The sequence below is a fragment of the Paenibacillus sp. TAF43_2 genome (genome assembly GCF_052113545.1).
Lineage (GTDB): Bacteria > Bacillota > Bacilli > Paenibacillales > Paenibacillaceae > Pristimantibacillus.
Genome location: NZ_JBFRDK010000003.1, coordinates 84,964 through 101,306 on the forward strand (window position 1 = coordinate 84,964; position 16,343 = coordinate 101,306).

16 protein-coding genes are annotated in these 16,343 nt (G+C 43.2%); 6 read left to right on the forward strand and 10 right to left on the reverse strand.

Annotated features, from left to right (window positions below; all coding sequences use genetic code 11):
* Positions 1–218: 218 nt before the first annotated feature.
* The 4 genes from AB4Z17_RS01545 to AB4Z17_RS01560 form a co-directional block, all read right to left on the reverse strand.
* The gene (locus AB4Z17_RS01545; RefSeq protein ID WP_441957720.1) at positions 219–1,205 is read right to left on the reverse strand and encodes an NAD(P)H-binding protein; all 987 of its coding nucleotides are present in this window, start codon (positions 1,203–1,205) and stop codon (positions 219–221) included.
* 237 nt (positions 1,206–1,442) lie between these two features.
* The gene (locus tag AB4Z17_RS01550) at positions 1,443–1,961 is read right to left on the reverse strand and encodes a TetR/AcrR family transcriptional regulator (RefSeq protein WP_441957722.1); all 519 of its coding nucleotides are present in this window, start codon (positions 1,959–1,961) and stop codon (positions 1,443–1,445) included.
* Positions 1,962–2,201: 240 nt separating this feature from the next.
* The gene (locus AB4Z17_RS01555; protein ID WP_441912521.1) at positions 2,202–2,423 is read right to left on the reverse strand and encodes a hypothetical protein; all 222 of its coding nucleotides are present in this window, start codon (positions 2,421–2,423) and stop codon (positions 2,202–2,204) included.
* Positions 2,420–2,575, reverse strand: a complete 156-nt coding sequence (locus AB4Z17_RS01560; protein WP_441957724.1) for a hypothetical protein — start codon at positions 2,573–2,575, stop codon at positions 2,420–2,422. Before AB4Z17_RS01560 ends, AB4Z17_RS01555 begins: the two co-directional genes overlap by 4 nt.
* A gap of 118 nt (positions 2,576–2,693) precedes the next feature.
* Between AB4Z17_RS01560 and AB4Z17_RS01565 the strand changes: the two genes are divergently transcribed.
* A complete protein-coding gene (locus AB4Z17_RS01565) occupies positions 2,694–4,622 on the forward strand; it encodes an ABC transporter substrate-binding protein (RefSeq protein ID WP_441912523.1) in 1,929 nt (642 codons plus the stop codon).
* Between the two features lie 78 nt (positions 4,623–4,700).
* Here the strand turns inward: AB4Z17_RS01565 and AB4Z17_RS01570 are convergent, their stop codons facing one another.
* The gene (locus AB4Z17_RS01570) at positions 4,701–5,549 is read right to left on the reverse strand and encodes a helix-turn-helix transcriptional regulator (protein WP_339206102.1); all 849 of its coding nucleotides are present in this window, start codon (positions 5,547–5,549) and stop codon (positions 4,701–4,703) included.
* A gap of 247 nt (positions 5,550–5,796) precedes the next feature.
* Between AB4Z17_RS01570 and AB4Z17_RS01575 the strand changes: the two genes are divergently transcribed.
* From AB4Z17_RS01575 to AB4Z17_RS01595, 5 genes are all read left to right on the forward strand, one after another.
* Entirely contained in the window at positions 5,797–7,176 is a 1,380-nt protein-coding gene (locus tag AB4Z17_RS01575; protein WP_441957726.1) for an ABC transporter substrate-binding protein, read from the forward strand.
* Between the two features lie 79 nt (positions 7,177–7,255).
* Positions 7,256–8,155, forward strand: a complete 900-nt coding sequence (locus AB4Z17_RS01580; RefSeq protein ID WP_441957728.1) for a carbohydrate ABC transporter permease — start codon at positions 7,256–7,258, stop codon at positions 8,153–8,155.
* A 16-nt stretch (positions 8,156–8,171) separates the two neighbouring features.
* Entirely contained in the window at positions 8,172–9,029 is an 858-nt protein-coding gene (locus AB4Z17_RS01585) for a carbohydrate ABC transporter permease (RefSeq protein WP_441957730.1), read from the forward strand.
* Positions 9,030–9,069: 40 nt separating this feature from the next.
* Positions 9,070–9,867 (forward strand): histidinol-phosphatase, encoded by a 798-nt coding sequence (locus AB4Z17_RS01590; RefSeq protein ID WP_441957732.1) that lies wholly within the window; start codon positions 9,070–9,072, stop codon positions 9,865–9,867.
* Between the two features lie 5 nt (positions 9,868–9,872).
* Positions 9,873–10,571, forward strand: coding sequence for an MgtC/SapB family protein (locus tag AB4Z17_RS01595; RefSeq protein ID WP_076270708.1), 699 nt, complete (start codon positions 9,873–9,875; stop codon positions 10,569–10,571).
* Positions 10,572–10,650: 79 nt separating this feature from the next.
* On the opposite strand, the gene AB4Z17_RS01600 is transcribed toward AB4Z17_RS01595, so the two are convergent.
* From AB4Z17_RS01600 to AB4Z17_RS01620, 5 genes are all read right to left on the reverse strand, one after another.
* A complete protein-coding gene (locus tag AB4Z17_RS01600; protein ID WP_441912526.1) occupies positions 10,651–11,253 on the reverse strand; it encodes a hypothetical protein in 603 nt (200 codons plus the stop codon).
* Positions 11,254–11,481: 228 nt separating this feature from the next.
* A complete protein-coding gene (locus tag AB4Z17_RS01605; protein WP_441957733.1) occupies positions 11,482–12,621 on the reverse strand; it encodes a toxic anion resistance protein in 1,140 nt (379 codons plus the stop codon).
* 25 nt (positions 12,622–12,646) lie between these two features.
* Positions 12,647–14,335: a VWA domain-containing protein gene (locus tag AB4Z17_RS01610; protein WP_441957735.1), complete on the reverse strand. Its 1,689-nt coding sequence runs from the start codon at positions 14,333–14,335 to the stop codon at positions 12,647–12,649.
* On the reverse strand, positions 14,325–15,092 hold the full coding sequence (locus AB4Z17_RS01615; RefSeq protein WP_441912529.1) for a hypothetical protein: 768 nt from the start codon (positions 15,090–15,092) through the stop codon (positions 14,325–14,327). Before AB4Z17_RS01615 ends, AB4Z17_RS01610 begins: the two co-directional genes overlap by 11 nt.
* A 555-nt stretch (positions 15,093–15,647) precedes the next feature.
* Positions 15,648–16,295 carry a 2OG-Fe(II) oxygenase gene (locus tag AB4Z17_RS01620; protein ID WP_339206093.1) on the reverse strand — a complete coding sequence of 216 codons (648 nt, stop codon included), beginning with the start codon at positions 16,293–16,295 and terminating at the stop codon, positions 15,648–15,650.
* Between the last annotated feature and the right edge of the window lie 48 nt (positions 16,296–16,343).

A 16,343-nucleotide genomic window follows, 5' to 3' on the forward strand; every position in this document is an offset into this window, starting at 1 on the left:
GTAGCTTCAACTCCTGCTAAATCCCGTAATAAACCTCAGCAATACATCACCTTTTATATGCCTGTAGTCAAAGCTTGCAAAATGGCAACACGCCTCATTTATCACTAATCTTCCCTCCTTTTTTTAAATCAAACCCACTTTCCTTTCTGTTTTTAACTAAATACCGCGAACTGTGGTTATATAACACCACAATTCGCCGTATTTCATTCCGTACTTTTTTAGCCTCTACGCGATATTGCCTCTTTTACTTCATTCCGTTTCATAAGTGTATTAATTGTAGCCTTAATCCCTATCTCGTATGGTGTGGCAGGGATCGGTCCGACAAGCCGCTTATATTTTTCACCGCTTAACAAGAATGGTTCCTCAGTTAAATACAGCATCTCAACGACCTCTTTCATAACTGGGGAAAATAGACCGAGCAGTGATAAGCCCATTTTACCAAGCGGTATGACTGGTTTTGACGTACCTGCTGCCCTCTGCGCTATCTCTACAAAATCGCGGCCAGAGATGACGCCTGATGCTGGGATATGCCAGTTCTGCTCATAAGCATCCTCCCTAATGGCCAGCTCTACGATCATAATTGCCGCATCCGGCAAATAAACAAACTCACGAGCAACCTTCATCGTTCCAATAAATACGGAAGGTTTGCCAGCCGCAATTCCCTCTAAAGTGGATCCCAAATAGGATGCTTGGTTAGCAGATGGGCCATAATAGTCTGGTAAACGAACAATCATTTTATGCGCCTTATTCCACCGTGGGCTAAACACCATTTGCTCGTACTGCAGTCGAACCTTTCCTTTTTTAGTGTGCGGATTTTTAGGATGATCCTCAGTTGCCTGATTAGTCGTTTTTCTCCCATAAGGATAAATGCCATCCACAACGACGATTTTTGCACCAAGCTGATTAGCGGCCTCCATAACTGCCTCTCCCATAGGGATCAGCTTCGTATGCATGTCATTGTACGGCACATTCGCGCAGCTAAAAATAACCTCATGACCTTCGCATGCTGATATCAGCTCTTTGGTATTAAGAACATCTCCAACTTTAAGCGATAAATGCTCAGGATTACCCAAATCCATCGCAAGCTGTTTCAGCTTTTGATGAGACCGCCCGATTGCCGTAGTCTCGATTCCTCTCTTTAGAAGCTCCTCAACAATGGGAGCACCTGTACCTCCGGTAGCACCTAATACAATAGCTTTTTTCATTATTATTCACTCCTCAAATATGTAATTGATCAATCACTAACAAACTGGCGTACGGACAATGCATTGACTTCAAAAACAAACAACAAATCAATTACCTTGGCAAACTTCTAACACGGTCTGTATTTAGCTAGCCATGGCAGCCCCTAATATGCCAAGTATTTAAAAGTAATTTTGTTGATGTAAGTCATTTATTGATTGATCAATTACATCAATATATTAAAGAGCCAAAAATCAGCTCTAATACATTAACTCCGGCAAGGATAGCGCCATCGAGACATTACACAGCATGCCTCTAGCCAAAAATATAACCGTTTTATCCTTCGGATTCTCAAGCCCAGCTTGCTGGAATGCATTTAACACTAACTGCTGCACTTCACGGTATCCATTTCGCATAACCTCGACAATCGCTTCGTCTTTTATCGTCTGAGCCTGCATTAACAGCAGCGTTTCATTCTGATACGATTTCATGACTTCTATATAAGCTTCAACAAGCTCCTTCTCAAGCTGCTCAGGTCCCGCTGTCTCGATCACGCTGCGAAATGCATCAACTATGCGTGTCCATGAAACCTCCAAAGCTTCTTTCAACAGAATTTCCTTCGTTGCAAAAAAACGAAAAACATACGGCTGTGATATTTGAGCACGTTCAGCAACCTTTGCTGTTGTCGCGCGATAATATCCAATTTCAGCGAAAACTTCAATCGCAGCAGCAATAATATCTGTACGGCGATTAACGGACGCTGCTGTATTTTTTTCCATTGTATCTTCCACCTTTAAGTACTCACTTGTTAGTAATTGATCAATCACTAACTGAATTGATCATAACTTATCGCTTGAAGGAATGCAATAGCTTTTTAGCCATGCTGCAATTTAAACACATGAGTTCAATCAATTGAAATCGAAAAAACGAAGACAAAAACTGCATATCCACTGTTATCTTCGTTTTTGAATATCCCATTATTGCTGCACCTTATTCCACAGGCCACAGGCAACCCACAATCACTTACCAACTAACCATTCTGCTATTTCTTCAGTCTGGAGTAGGATCGCTATGGGGTCCCAGTACCATGACCGGTCGCTTCCCCATATATACACCCTATCGTTCTTGACCGCATCAAGCGTATTCCAAATCGGATCAGCCTTGAGATCTACAAGGGTATGCGAATCGGAAGTCAGTATGTTCCTTACCGAGCAGCTTGCCGAAATAGGTAATTTCCTCATGAACGGTTTTCAACGATGCATAAGGCATGATAACCGTAGGTGCGTACGGAGTAGGCAGTTAACGATTCTTCGGCTTTCATATTGATGTGACGGACATCAAAAATGGTGCAAAAAGCATGATTCCATGACACCAAATGATCATGCAATTCCATTTTCAGAAACCTGCTTTCTCTATACGCGCTTAATGGGGTACGATATGATTATATATTATAAATGATATGTATTCTCACTAGTAAAATAATTCTATGTAATCCGTCACGGGGTGTGGTTATGGAATGGCATGAGACCATCACAATATGGAGCCAAATGCCGGTTAAAGTGCTTGATATTCGGCATTTGGCAATGAAGACAGGTGAGGAATTGCAAGCTTACCGCCTTCCAGCAAATGCTTTTATCTTCACTAACCAAGGTGAGGCTAAAATAAGTCTTGATAGAATGGCTGTCGAATCCGCTAATTCCCAGCTGCTGCACGGCGGCAAAGGCGCTACGCTGAATATCAGCTGTCTGAGCCGTCCTTTTGACTACTATCTTATTTTATATAAACCTATGCGCGGCTTATCTACTCAATCTACGCAAAGACAAGCTGAGCAGCATGCTCCATTTGGGCAGCAGTATACATTTAAAGCGAAACACCCCTTATCTTTGCTTGCTCTGCTAGAGTCTATGCAGCAGTATTGGAAGCTGAGTGAAGAGCTGGACCGGCTGCAGGTGACAGGCCTCTTCTACCAATTCGTGCATGAGCAGTTCCGCCAGCTGCGTATCGCTGATACTGAAGCTGCCTCGCCTGATCTGGCTGTACAGATCGCTAGTTATATTCATGCGCATTATCACGAAACGATCTCGATGGAGATGATCGCGAATATATTTCATTACAGTACACACTACCTCTCCAGGGTGTTTAAACGAAAATATGGATGCAGCCCTATGGAGTATCTCGTTCAGACACGTATGAATCAAGCTAAGTTTTTGCTAAATGAAACAGAGGTGACCATTCGTGATATCGCCTACAGTGTCGGATATGCAGATATGTATTATTTTAGCCGCCTTTTCAAAAAGCAGACTGGCGAGACACCAGCTCAGTTCAAAAAGCATAACCTCGGTTTAAAAAGTTCAGTTCGCACAAATTTTATGCCCGAATCGTTCATTGCTCCCTCCCTAGAAGAAGGTTATATTGTTAACAGTGATAATCATTATCAACAAGATACTTGGAGAGTGGATGAAATGAGTTTTGGTTTTAAGCCTTCTTTTGCTGTAACGCTATTGTTTAGCCTATCGTTGCTGCTTGCTGCTTGTGGTGGTTCAGATTCAAATGTGCAGCAGTCTACAGAGGGCAATAATAAGCAGCAAAGTGAAAGTACAGATACATTGCCGGCAGATACTAGGGTTTATAAGGATGCATTAGGGCGAGAAGTGACTATCCCTGTTAAGCCGAGCAAGGCTGTCGTCATTACATACGGTGGTTATTTGCTGCCGCTAGGACTAGAGCCAGTTGGGGTCGATCAAGGTACACTTGAACAATATCCAGACACCATGACAGAGGCCGAAAGCATTGGTGATGGACTTGGCAATGCAGAGGCCATATCTGCCCTGCAACCAGACATCATTATACTGCCAGACTATCATAGCGCTGAAATCTACGAAACTTATCAGAAAATAGCTCCAACGGTTGCCGTAGCATGGGGCGGCGATCCAGATGTCATCAATACGCTCCGAGCGATGGGCGATGTCATGAACCGGAAGCCAGAGGCGGAAGCATGGATTTCTAAATTCGAGGAGAAGCTTGAGCGTATCCGAGATGAGATCAATATTAATATTAAAGAAGGTACAACCGCCATCACGTTCATTCTTTATAAGGGCGAGGTTCTATTGGGAGGCAAAGGCGGTACTTTGGGCAAGCTGATCTATGAGGATTTAGGATTCCAAATGCCAGAGCAATTTGAGAAATTTGCCGACGGGGGCGCTGCGTTGTCGATGGAATCTTTGGCTGATCGGCCTGCCGACTATTTCTTCACACAAATGAAGGATGATGAGCTGGAAGAGATGACAAAGCTATTCCAAGAGCCTCTCTATAAAGCTATTCCCGCAGTAAAAAATAATCGTGTCTTAAACATAACCCGTAATAAATGGAATTATGGTCCTGACCTCGTGGATGAAGCGGTAGATGCGTTAATCGCACAGGTAGAACAGTCGCAGAAATAAGGTTGAACTATAACTAGCTTAATCTAAAAAAGCCAACAACCGCGCATGATTTGCGTCGGTGTTGGCTTTTTTTTTGGGTTAATTCAATTCAAACTTATAAGCTTGACGGTATTTAAGCGGTGAATGGCCGGTAATATCTTTGAAAATACGTCCAAAATGCGTCATGCTCTCAAAGCCGACCTTTTCAGCAATATCAGCTATTTTCAAGGTGCTCCCCGTTAAGAGCTGGCGTGCCTCCTTGATTCGAACATTGTTCAAGTACTCTGTGAAGGTGAAGCCTGTGTTCTCCCGAAACATTTTGCAAAAGTAAGAGGAGCTGATGAAAAACCTGCTGGATATGCCCTGAATCGTTTGGTTTTCATGATAATGCTGGTTCAAATAATCGACGATTTCAAAAATCTTTTTATTGATCGGATTGCTTCCGTCATGTTCAGCTGCAGGCAGCGTTGACGTCTTGCGGTAAAGGAAAATAAGCAGCTCGAACAGCAGTGTTTTTAAATAATATTCATAGCCGGGAGGCTGCTTTATAAATTCCGCAATCATTTTATCGAAAAGCTTCTCGATCATGCTTTGTTCTTGGCCGTTTAAGGGCATGAAATTTTTGCCGCTTGAAAAGCTGGATAGCACATGAAAGCTGTCATTGTAAGGAAACATATCCTCAAGGAATTCCTCTTGAAACAACAGCGTAATCCGCTCAAATGATTCTCTGCTTGAATTGACCAGCTTATGAATCTCATTCACATTGATGATCAATAACGCGCCGCCAACCACCTGATAGCTTTTATCCTCGATAAAGTAGCTGATATCACCAGAGACGAGATAGAAGATTTCATAGCCATTATGATAATGACGTGATGGCATGCTTGTGTCAGTTTTTCTCTCGCGACTAATATCAAACTTCGCAGCTTCATAAAAATTCGACTCCATAAACATTACACCACCATGTAAAGTAATGAGTTTATATTCAAAGTAATATACGTAGAAAAACGATAAATTAGATAAGATATGTGCTTATAATTCATATTATCATATGCTATATTGGTTAGCAATAAGGCATAACAACAGTGGGTGATGCATAATAGAACATGCTTTTAGAGCGAAATTACAATAATTAAAGTTAGTTTTATTAACATTTTGTAAATGTAGGTTCAAAAAAACGAATACGGGGGTTGTCATGAAAAATCTAATAACGAAAAATCGTTTAGTGATGAGTGCACTTCTTTTGTTTTCTCTTTCTACCACGTTGTCTGCTTGCGGCGGTGAAGCCGGTTCAAAAACTAACAGCAACGGAGGGGTAAAGAACAACGGCAAGGATAAGGTTGAGATCGTTTGGGTGATGGCAGCAGACCCGGACAAAAAGGCATGGCAGGACGCGATGGTTTCGACCTTCGAAGAAAGCCATCCGAATGTAAAAGTGCGGCTTGAGAATATCCCGTACGATCAATTCGATCAAAAGCTGACGACCTTGATTGCCAGCGGCAATGCACCGGATGTTTGGAATCCCAATCAGGCGGATAGCGGATTTGCTACTTATATGAAGATGGGCGCATTGAAGGACCTTACTCCTTATATTGAGAAAGGGGCTCCCGAGCTCGATACCATGGACCCTAACCTGCTCGATATTTATAAAATCAACGGTAAAAATTACGGTATCCCGCTCGTAAGCAACGCTACTTATCTTTATTACAACAAGGACTTATTCGATGCTGCTGGCCTTTCTTACCCGACGACCGACTGGGATGATAAGTCCTGGAATTTCGATGCGATGCTCGAAACCGCACGAAAGCTGTCCCATGACGTAGGTGACGCTCGCAAGCAGGTTTTTGGTTTCTCCAGTGCATTAAGCGCAAATGCAATGACGTGGCTATTCGGAGGAGATCTATTCAAGCCCGAAGCTTATACATCCGGCGTAATGGGTGAGCCTGATCTAATGAAGCCGATTAACGTCGAAGCACTGCAATACAATGTGGATTTAATCAATAAATACAAAGTAGCGCCGGACGCAGAGACAGTAGCCGCATCCGCGCAGCTGGGCGATCCTTTCCTTACCGGCAAAGTAGGAATGTACATTTCCGGCGGCTGGGGACTCGGCTCCTACAAGCAAGCGGATTTCAAATGGGGCGTTGCGGCTGTTCCCTATCATGATGGACGCAAGGTTACCCTTTATGTTGACCCTTGGAGCATCTCGGCAACAAGCAAGCATCCCGACGAAGCATGGGAATTTGTCCGGCATTTAGCTAATCCAGCTGAAGGCGGCGGTGCCTACCGTTACATGAATGAAGTAGGGAGAACGCCGGCAGACGCAAGCCTATTCAAGCTTTGGTATGACAAAATGGGTGCAGAAATCGGCATGGATCCTGAGGCATTCAAGCAGGTACACGAAGGCTCGATCAAGTATGGCCGGGAAGCTGAAAACCATTTGATCGTCAAATTCAATACGGTTCTAGAAACGATGAACCAATCGCTCTATCTGGTATGGGGAGGCAAGAAGAGCATAGCCGACGGTTTGAAAGTGTTGAATGATAACCTCCTATCGTTGAATTTGAATCAATAGCAGCCAGAGCTTTAATTAAATTTCAGCCGAGCGGATTCCCTTCATTAGAAGGCGTCCGCCGGCCCAACGGAGGTAGCCCATGAGAAAGCTTTCGCTGGCCATGAAGCGCGAGGAACGGTCGTTTTGGTTTTTCATAGCCCCTTGGTTTATCGGCTTTATATGCTTCACCGGGGGACCGATTCTCATCTCGCTGCTGCTCAGCTTCACTGATTACAATGTCATCTCGTCCCCGACATTTGCAGGAACAAGCAATTACAGCACGCTGTTCGGAGACCGGCTGTTTTACAAGTCTTTGTCCGTGACTCTCTATTACAGCGTAATGGCCGTACCGTTTACGATACTCACATCTTTGATTGTTGCCGTTCTTCTTAATCAAAAAATCAAGGGGCAATCGCTCCTTCGCACACTGTATTACGCACCAAGCATCATATCTGGTGTAGCCGTCTCCTTTTTGTGGTCATGGCTGCTTAACCCGCAGTTCGGTGTCGTGAACTCAGTCCTTTATGATTGGTTTGGCATTCAAGGACCAGGTTGGTTTACGAGCCCGGGTACGGTCGTTCCATCCATGGTACTCATGCAATTGACGGCATCAGGCAGCACGATGGTGATCTTTCTTGCCGCGCTGCAATCGCTGCCGGCAGATCTGTTTGAAGCCGCATCTATGGAAGGGGCGAGCGGTTTCGCAAAGTTCCKTAAAATTACGATTCCGCTTATTTCACCTGTCATTTTATTTAATACCATCATTAGCATGATCGGATCGCTGCAAATCTTTACAGAAGCCTACGTTATCACGAAGGGAGGGCCGGACTGGAACTCCTATTTCTACGTGTATTATTTATTTGATACTGCATTCAAGCAGTTCCGGATGGGGTATGCCTCCGCTCAGGCATGGATATTATTCCTGCTTATTTTCGCCCTGACTCTCGTATCGCTGTGGGGCTCCAAAAAATTCGTCCACTATGAATATGACTCGAAGTAAAGGAGGTTCCTTTATTATGAAGCGAAAAAAATCGTACAATCACGGCGATCTGCGTCTGATGGACAAAACAATCATCTACATCCTTCTATACGGAGGCGTTCTATTGTTCGCATTTCCGCTGTTTTGGATGCTCTCCACTTCGCTTAAGACCATCGGCGAAATTCATCGCGTTCCGATGACGTGGTTTCCAGCCCATTTGCAGTGGATCAACTTTAAGCAGATTTTTATCGATGCCCCTATGGCTCGTTTCCTATGGAACTCGGTGTGGTACTCAGCCGTGACGGTAGGTGCAGTCGTATTCTCCTCGTCGATGGCCGCATTCGCTTTTGCGAGATTGCGGGCACGCGGAAGTATGCTTTTATTCGGGCTTGTCCTCAGTACGATGATGATTCCGTCCCAAGTCACCTTGATTCCGCAATATTTACTGTTTACAAAGCTGCACTGGACAGGCACGTATCTGCCGCTCGTGATTCCAGCTTTTACAGCAAGCTCCTTTACCATTTTTCTAATGCGTCAATTTTATTTGGGCATTACCAAAGAATTGGATGAAGCCGTCAAAATCGACGGAGGAAGCCATTTCACGATGTATTTCCGCATCCTGATTCCCCTCTCCATGCCAGCCTTCGCAACTGCGGCTATTTTGGAGCTGATATCGAGATGGAATGATCTATTCGGACCGCTCATTTATTTGAACGATATGACGAAATACCCGGTTTCACTCGGGCTCGCTAACTTTACAGCTGCATACGGGGCAACACCGTGGCATCTGTTGATGGCAGCTTCGCTGGTCGCGATTTTGCCGCTGCTGTTCATTTTCTTTTTTGCTCAAAAGTATTTCATTCAAGGAATCGTTGTATCCGGCTCTAAAGGCTAAATGTATCTAGTATTCATCACGCATTCATCGGAGGTACTACATGAAGTTTGACTATCATACGCATCATGAACGCTGCGGACACGCAGTTGGTTCGGTCAAGGAATATATCGAAGCAGCAATAGCACAGGGATTAGATATTATCGGCATCTCGGATCATACGCCATTTTTCGCAATTGCTGAAGATCGTCCTTCCTTAACTGGCAGCATGGCAAAAAGTGAGTTTCCAGCTTATATTAGAGAGGTCTTGGAGCTAAAGAAAGACTATGAAGAAAAAATAGAGGTGCTGCTCGGCATCGAAGCTGATTTTTTACCTGAACATCTGGATTTATACCGCTCGGTTATCGCTTCTTATCCTTTTGATTATGTTATTGGATCTGTGCATGAATTCGCCGGTATCGGCATATACGATTCAGAGTATTGGGAAGGCTTGACTGCAGCACGTAAATTGGAAGTAAAAAATTTATTTTATGATTATATCGCTCAGTCCGCCAAATGTGGATTATATGATATTTTAGGTCATGTAGATTCATTGAACCGCTACTTCTACGGTTATCCAGAGCTCCGCACAGAAGCTGCCGACGTCACGTTGAAAGCAATCGCTGCTAGCGACGTCGTCATTGAAATCAATTCTTCCGACAACAATTGGGTGCCGGATGGCTATTTCCTAGAACGCGCGCTCCATTATGGGGTTAAGGTGACCTTCGGCTCCGATGCGCACCAGCCCGAACGCGTAGGCGAGCATTTCTCGGCCATCGGCAGCCATTTATATGAAATTGGGTATCGAGAATGGGCCATATTCCGCAAACGCGAACGGTTGATGGTTCCAATTAGTCGGTGATCGCCTTGGATAACCCGTGGGTTATTGACCATGCCACCATCCTAATCCGGTTGTCTCTGGCCGTATTTCTTGGCGGTCTCATCGGCTTCGAACGGGAGCAGCAAAATCATCCGGCTGGGCTTCGCACGCATATTCTGGTCTGTCTCGGCTCTTCGATGATCATGCTGCTGTCGATTTACGGCTTTGCTGAGTTTGCGGGAGAGCCCAACGTACGGATTGACCCGGCGCGGTTAGCAACGGCTGTCATTACCGGCGTCGGCTTTCTCGGAGCCGGAACGATTCTATTCACAGGCAAGTCTATTACAGGGCTGACAACAGCCGCTTCCTTATGGGTCGTCGCAGCCATTGGGCTGCAGATCGGTGCGGGCTTTTATTTCAGCGCAGCGGCAGGAACGATTCTTGTGTTCATCACATTATGGGTTTTCAATAAAGTGGAGCACCGTTTTCTGAAGAGCAAGAAGGTTAGAAAGCTTACCATTCAGGCGGAGACAGAAGAGGAACTGCTGGACATCGTCACCCAGAGGCTTGCCAGCCGCTCGATTATGACGCAAAAAATGATGCTGCAGCGGATACGTCCATCGCTTGATATGCCGCTATGCTGGGAAGTAAAGCTTGATATCGTCGTCCCAAGAACCATGGAGCCGAAGGAAATCGTAGCCGAAATGAAACAAATTGGCGGAGTCGTTGCTGTTAGTTTTGAATAGAATAAATAGCTAAACACCCCCAGAGTTTATCGCCGGGGGTGTTTGTTCATTTCATCTTTATAGCATGATTAACTATAACTTAAGGTAACTCATCTATAATATCTATTAATTCGTAAAATTTTCTACATTCATCTTGCTCATGATCTGTAATTGTGAAAAACTGAGTATTGCCAATTTTTGATACTGCGTCATATTCACCAATTAATGAGTCCAATAGAATGAAATATGCGAAAGTATACCGATTATCGTTGGGATCATATTTCTCGATATGAATGCTTAGGTCAATATAGTGCCCTTTGTTTTCATATGTGAAGAAAATATCATCGTAGGATAATTGAATATCCCCCATACTAATTTGCAAGCTTTCTGAATTCATCCTTGGTCTAAACTTTATTATAGTCCAATTAGAATAATGTGGAGCTACGTTGCAGAGACTTTCCACAGTTTCAAATGAATCCGCAATCCCATCTGCAGAAATGATAAGTTCTCTCTTCTCCCCTTCTTTTATCGTACTGATTTCAAATGTTAAATTATCATCTATTACCTTAAGTTTATTACTAATTTCATCTAGAAAACATTCTTTATTATCCTCGAAATTCTCATAAATTTCCGACTCCCTGCTACTAAACCATTTCCAAAATGAAACATTAGGATCCGCTTTGCTAAATAGCTTTATTTTCATCGTTACCCTCATTTCACTACTAGTTTCTCACAGCATTTTAATAAGCCTATTCGTGTCGTTATTTAGTTATAGTTTCTATAATAATAGTAATCACTTTATCCTGCTTATATCATTAGTTTAATAGAAGAAGGGGGTTTAGTATATCTAACAAATTTAAAAAATCCGACCTTATATGGTCGGATTTTAGCAATGTGAGGTGAGGAGCAATCTCCCTTCCCATCGTGCAATCTACAAGCCTAACTTTTGCCCCTTCTCAAGCCGCAAAATTCTGCTTTCTCCCTCATTTGCCAGTTCTCTGAACTGACTAATGGTTTCACGCATACGAGGAAGCGCCTCCTGCTTATAGGTGCTAATTGAATCTAGTGCCRACAGCACATCAACAAAAGCCTGTTTCATCGTGTCGACTGAAATATTTGTTTCAAGTGATTGCTTATGGATCGCTGCGCCTTGATCTTTCAGCATTTTTGAAGTGCCGCTGATGAGAGTGTCCGTGGTTTGATTGAGAAGCTCAATCTTTTTTAGTACAATCCTTTGATTGTAGAGTGCGCTGGCCACTGTGACTGAAATTTTCAGGGCAGAAACGGTAACGTTCCTTGCTCTGTCTACCCCTCTCATAAGCTCCTTATTATTTCTCATGACAACTTCAATTGCCATAATCCCCTGTTGATTAACGACCAGCATTTGCTGCAAATCCATGAGACGCTGGCGCAAAGGAAACAAAACTTCCTCTGTGATGAACAGAATTTTGTCTTCAGATTCTTGACGCAGTTTAGCTGCTTCGATCTGCGATTCAATTTCCGAATCCATTAACACACCCAGCTGGATTTCCTTTTGAAGCTTTTTAGTGAGCTCCCTGAGAGCATGCTGCTCAATTTCCAAGGTTGTATTATCATTTTTCAATACCGTTTTTCCCTTATCCAAAGATAATATGATATCCGATATGACAGCATCTGCTTTCTGGTACTTTACAAAATAACGCCGCAAAGGGTTAAACAACATGCCTAATACGCCGCTTTTCGCAAAATCTATGACGCTGGGATCTAGATCTTTTAACTGAAGATGCAGCTCCGCCAAGCCCTTGGCTACTTCCCCGCCTTCATCCCCTGTTTTGGATAAATTCCCTACAGAAACCTGCAAAAGAGCATTTTTCTCCGAGGATGACCGCATGGAGCTCATCCCGAAGCTATCGATGGATTGCAAGACCGCCTTCCGCTTCTCCAATGACTCAATATCCAATGCCAAAATCGTAGAAACATTATTTAAAGCCAGCTCCTTCAGCTGCGTTAATTCCTCTGGCTCGGGCTTAACCTGCTCCTCCATTGCTGATTTCAGTTTTTCCTCACTAATTACTTCCATAGAAAATGACATTGAAGCCCCTCCTCATTGATAATCCTTACATTTGAACGTTGAGTAAATTGCTGATTTTATAAACAACATCTTCTGTATCTGCGTTAATGCTGGCCGCCTCATTGATGCTCGAAATACTTTGAAGCGCCTTGATGTTCGCATTGTAGCCTATCGTGTAGATCGGGATTTTGTACGTCTCAATCAGTCCTCTAATATCTTTAAGCGAATGCCCTTCATTTGTTTCCCCGTCGCTGAGCACAAAGATCAGCGGCTTCACATCTGAATTTAAGGCCATCTCATCCTGAAGCATTTTCATCGCCACCACAATACCGTCAAAAGTAGCTGTTCCTCCACTGGCTTGAAGGCTGTCTATGGCCCCAACGAACATCGACTGCTGATTCGTGTCATACTTCCCTATAGGAAGATTAATGGCTACATCACTGGAGTAAGAAACGAATCCAATACTGTTGTCCCGTCCCAAAAACTTTTGTCCTTTCAGCAGCGATTCCTTCAATCGGTTTAATGGCTCACCGCCCATACTCCCTGATACGTCTGCTACAAACACAGCCGCAATCGGTTTACTTCCGTTCTTCTTTTCCTTCCACAGCTTCTGCGCAGCAGACAAAATACTGCCATCCACCGCTTCAAGCTCTGACTTATAGTCATTCAGGCCATTAAAGCCCTTTTGCTCCGCTAATTTCTGATATTTTTCTTGTTCCACAAAATCGGCAAACTTCTGAATAATATCGAGCTTATCCTTTGGCAAATCACCTAAAGCATAAAGCGGGCTGTCATGCCTGACGCCGAAAGGGGTGAATACATAACCCGCTTTGAAATCTGTTGCGTTCACAAAGGTTTGATACTCAAGAACAAAAGCATCAAGCATACCTGTCTTGGCTGCCTCACGCATTTGCAGCGTGGTAGAAGCAATAAACGGTACATTTGCCTGGAACTTCTCAAAGCCTTGAACCGCTTTCTCTCCAAGCAGGTTGGAGCTGTCAAAGGTTCCGAGAGCAGTCACCAGAAAATTTAGCCCTGTAGAACTGGCAAATGGATCTGTATACCCCATAGCCAGCTCATTATCCGCGATAGCGTCGGTTACTGTTTTCAAATTCAGAGAACCGTATTTATCGACAAGCTCATCATATTTCGCCTTCGTTGCTACAATGCCAGTAACATTGCCAACAAGACGCTTAGAGACCAGCTCAGCTTGGATGCCATCCGCTTTCACCATTTCTCCCCACAGCTCGTTGGAAGGCGYAAAAGCATCCGGTATATATTTGCCTGATCTGATATAATCAGCAGCAGTTCCCGACGCAATATTACGGATCATGACCGAAACTGGCTTTCCATTTACCGTCGTATTGGATTTATTGAATTCCTCAGCCACCTCGTTTAACCAGCCATCAACACCCGTTCCTGATTTCTCTGTGGATGAGAAAATCTCTACAAAGCTGTCCGTTGTATTAGTTACTGAAACCGGAAACTTCGAAATATCGGGTAAGGAATCACCAATTGACGCGGGATCAAGATCGATTTGACCCTTGATTGGCTCTATCGTTTTCACAGACACATCTTTATATAATTTATCAAGCTTTTTCGCTGCATCTTCCGTCGTGATCTGCGTTTTTGTTTTACCTAAATTTGAAGTTAAGCTAATGCCCAAATAAACAAGCAAAAAAACAGACACTGCAATAGCTCCTATCACTACAAAAGCTTTCCCCTTACCTGCCATATCCGTCTCCCTCTCCATGCTTATATAATTTAGTCTGCTTGATTAATATATCGATTTCCTTCATGCATGACATTTCCTCAACATCTCTATAGTCGGTACTGTTTAACAGCGATATTTCCAATAATAATTTATCTAGCTTAAGCAAAATTTCCTCATTCGCACGAAGATAACCCGTCACGTAGGATAAGTACTCCTTGTATAAATTTGTTTTTTCCTGTACTAGCTTGTTAGATAGCCCCGCGGGTTGTTGTTGGCCTGCAAAGTTGGAGTATCCAGAGGCATTGAATACACTAAGCTTATTGAGAATACCTCTAATATTAAGATAGAACAGCTTCTCAACYTCATAAATAACCGAATCGAACTTCTTATAGCTTAACTCCGTCTGATCAAATCGCTGACTAAGAACCTCGGTCAAGGCGTTCTTCTTCTTATCTATGCGTTCCAGCTGATCCAAAGCAAGAGCCATATCATTTTTAAGGTCTTTTGCATGTCGATACGGTTGAAGCGCTGCGATATAATCCTCACGCGTTGAAATGTTTTTTACAGGCAGCGCAACTGGCGGTTTAAAAAGCAAACTATAACTCCCATATAACATAACAAGCAGGCTCACAACCAATAACGTTACGCCTGAAGCCGTTTCAAGTACACTTTCACCTCCTATTTCCACACCTAGAAGTCCAGGTGACAACACAACAATATTCAGAATCGCAACACCGCCAATAAGCCCAAACAGCTTCAAAAATCTCCCGTTATCCAACGTTCACACTTCCCCTGCTATTACAGTAACTTACTCCAATTCAACTTTTTAAGAAGCATCATTATCAACACAGCTACATCGTTAAAATATAGATATTAAACTCCTTATGCTTAATTTTATCAGAGAATAACCGAACAAGCTCCTAAATCTTACTAATTTATCCGTTTGAATTTATAAATGGAAAAAAGAGACGCCTGAGGGTCTCTTTTTTATTGGATTTATAAGTAGGGGAAAGTTAAATTCTTTTTGCCCGAACCCACAATGATCTGCTGCCTAGAGGCATTAGAAAGCTGAAGCTGTAATACCGTAGCATAGTGTCTGTTTAAGTACTTTATGAAGACTTACGAGGGTTTTAAGTGATGTAATCAACCTATTAATTAAATATTAAAATGGCTGCTTAATAACTGGACAAGCAAAAACCCCGACCTCTTATGGTCGGGGTTTCACATAGTGGAGGCGAACTACGCCAAAGTACAACGACAATTCGCCTAAGCGCAATGATTAGATTGCTGGGAGTAGTATGATTCCTTATATTCATTGCTTCCTAATCACTCTTTATGAAATGCGCAGCGCCTGTCTTCTCATCCACATCGTCGCTACCCACTTTTCACCTTTAATCACCGGTGTACCTGCATGCAAGGTGAAATCATTTATTTCATTATTGTTATAAAAATATTCAAAGTAAACAGCCATGCCTTTGTTAGGAAAAACTGAAATATTAAGCAGAGGGAACGCCGTTTCTCCGCCTTCCTCCACATCATTCAAATACATTATAAGCGTACTAATTCGATTGTTAGCACTTGCTCGATTTGTTTCTGCGAAAAAATCATAATGTGGCTGATACTCTTGGCCAGGGGTATATAGCAAAACTTGCAAGCCGTCGCCATGCTCAATGGGAATATTCATAATTTGAGAGAATCTTTTTTCGATTTTTGTAATCGTCTCATTCTCCTCACAAAATACTCCACTGCTCGTTCTAATTTGGTTCTCTGCACGATCTCCACTTATTTTTGAACGCTGCAATTGTTCCCTAGAATGTCTAATTAGCTCATCGCATTCCTCATCGCTAAGCACATTTCCTAGTACGACAACCAATGGCTCCTCATACTTGGCAAGAATACGAATCTCTCGATCTTCTGTCTTAATTGTATTTCCAGCATGATCAAATATCGTCCGCTCTTTTTCCGTCGTATCCCCTATCATTCTTACACAGCCCCTATGGTATGACATTCACCACAAAATACCATACCA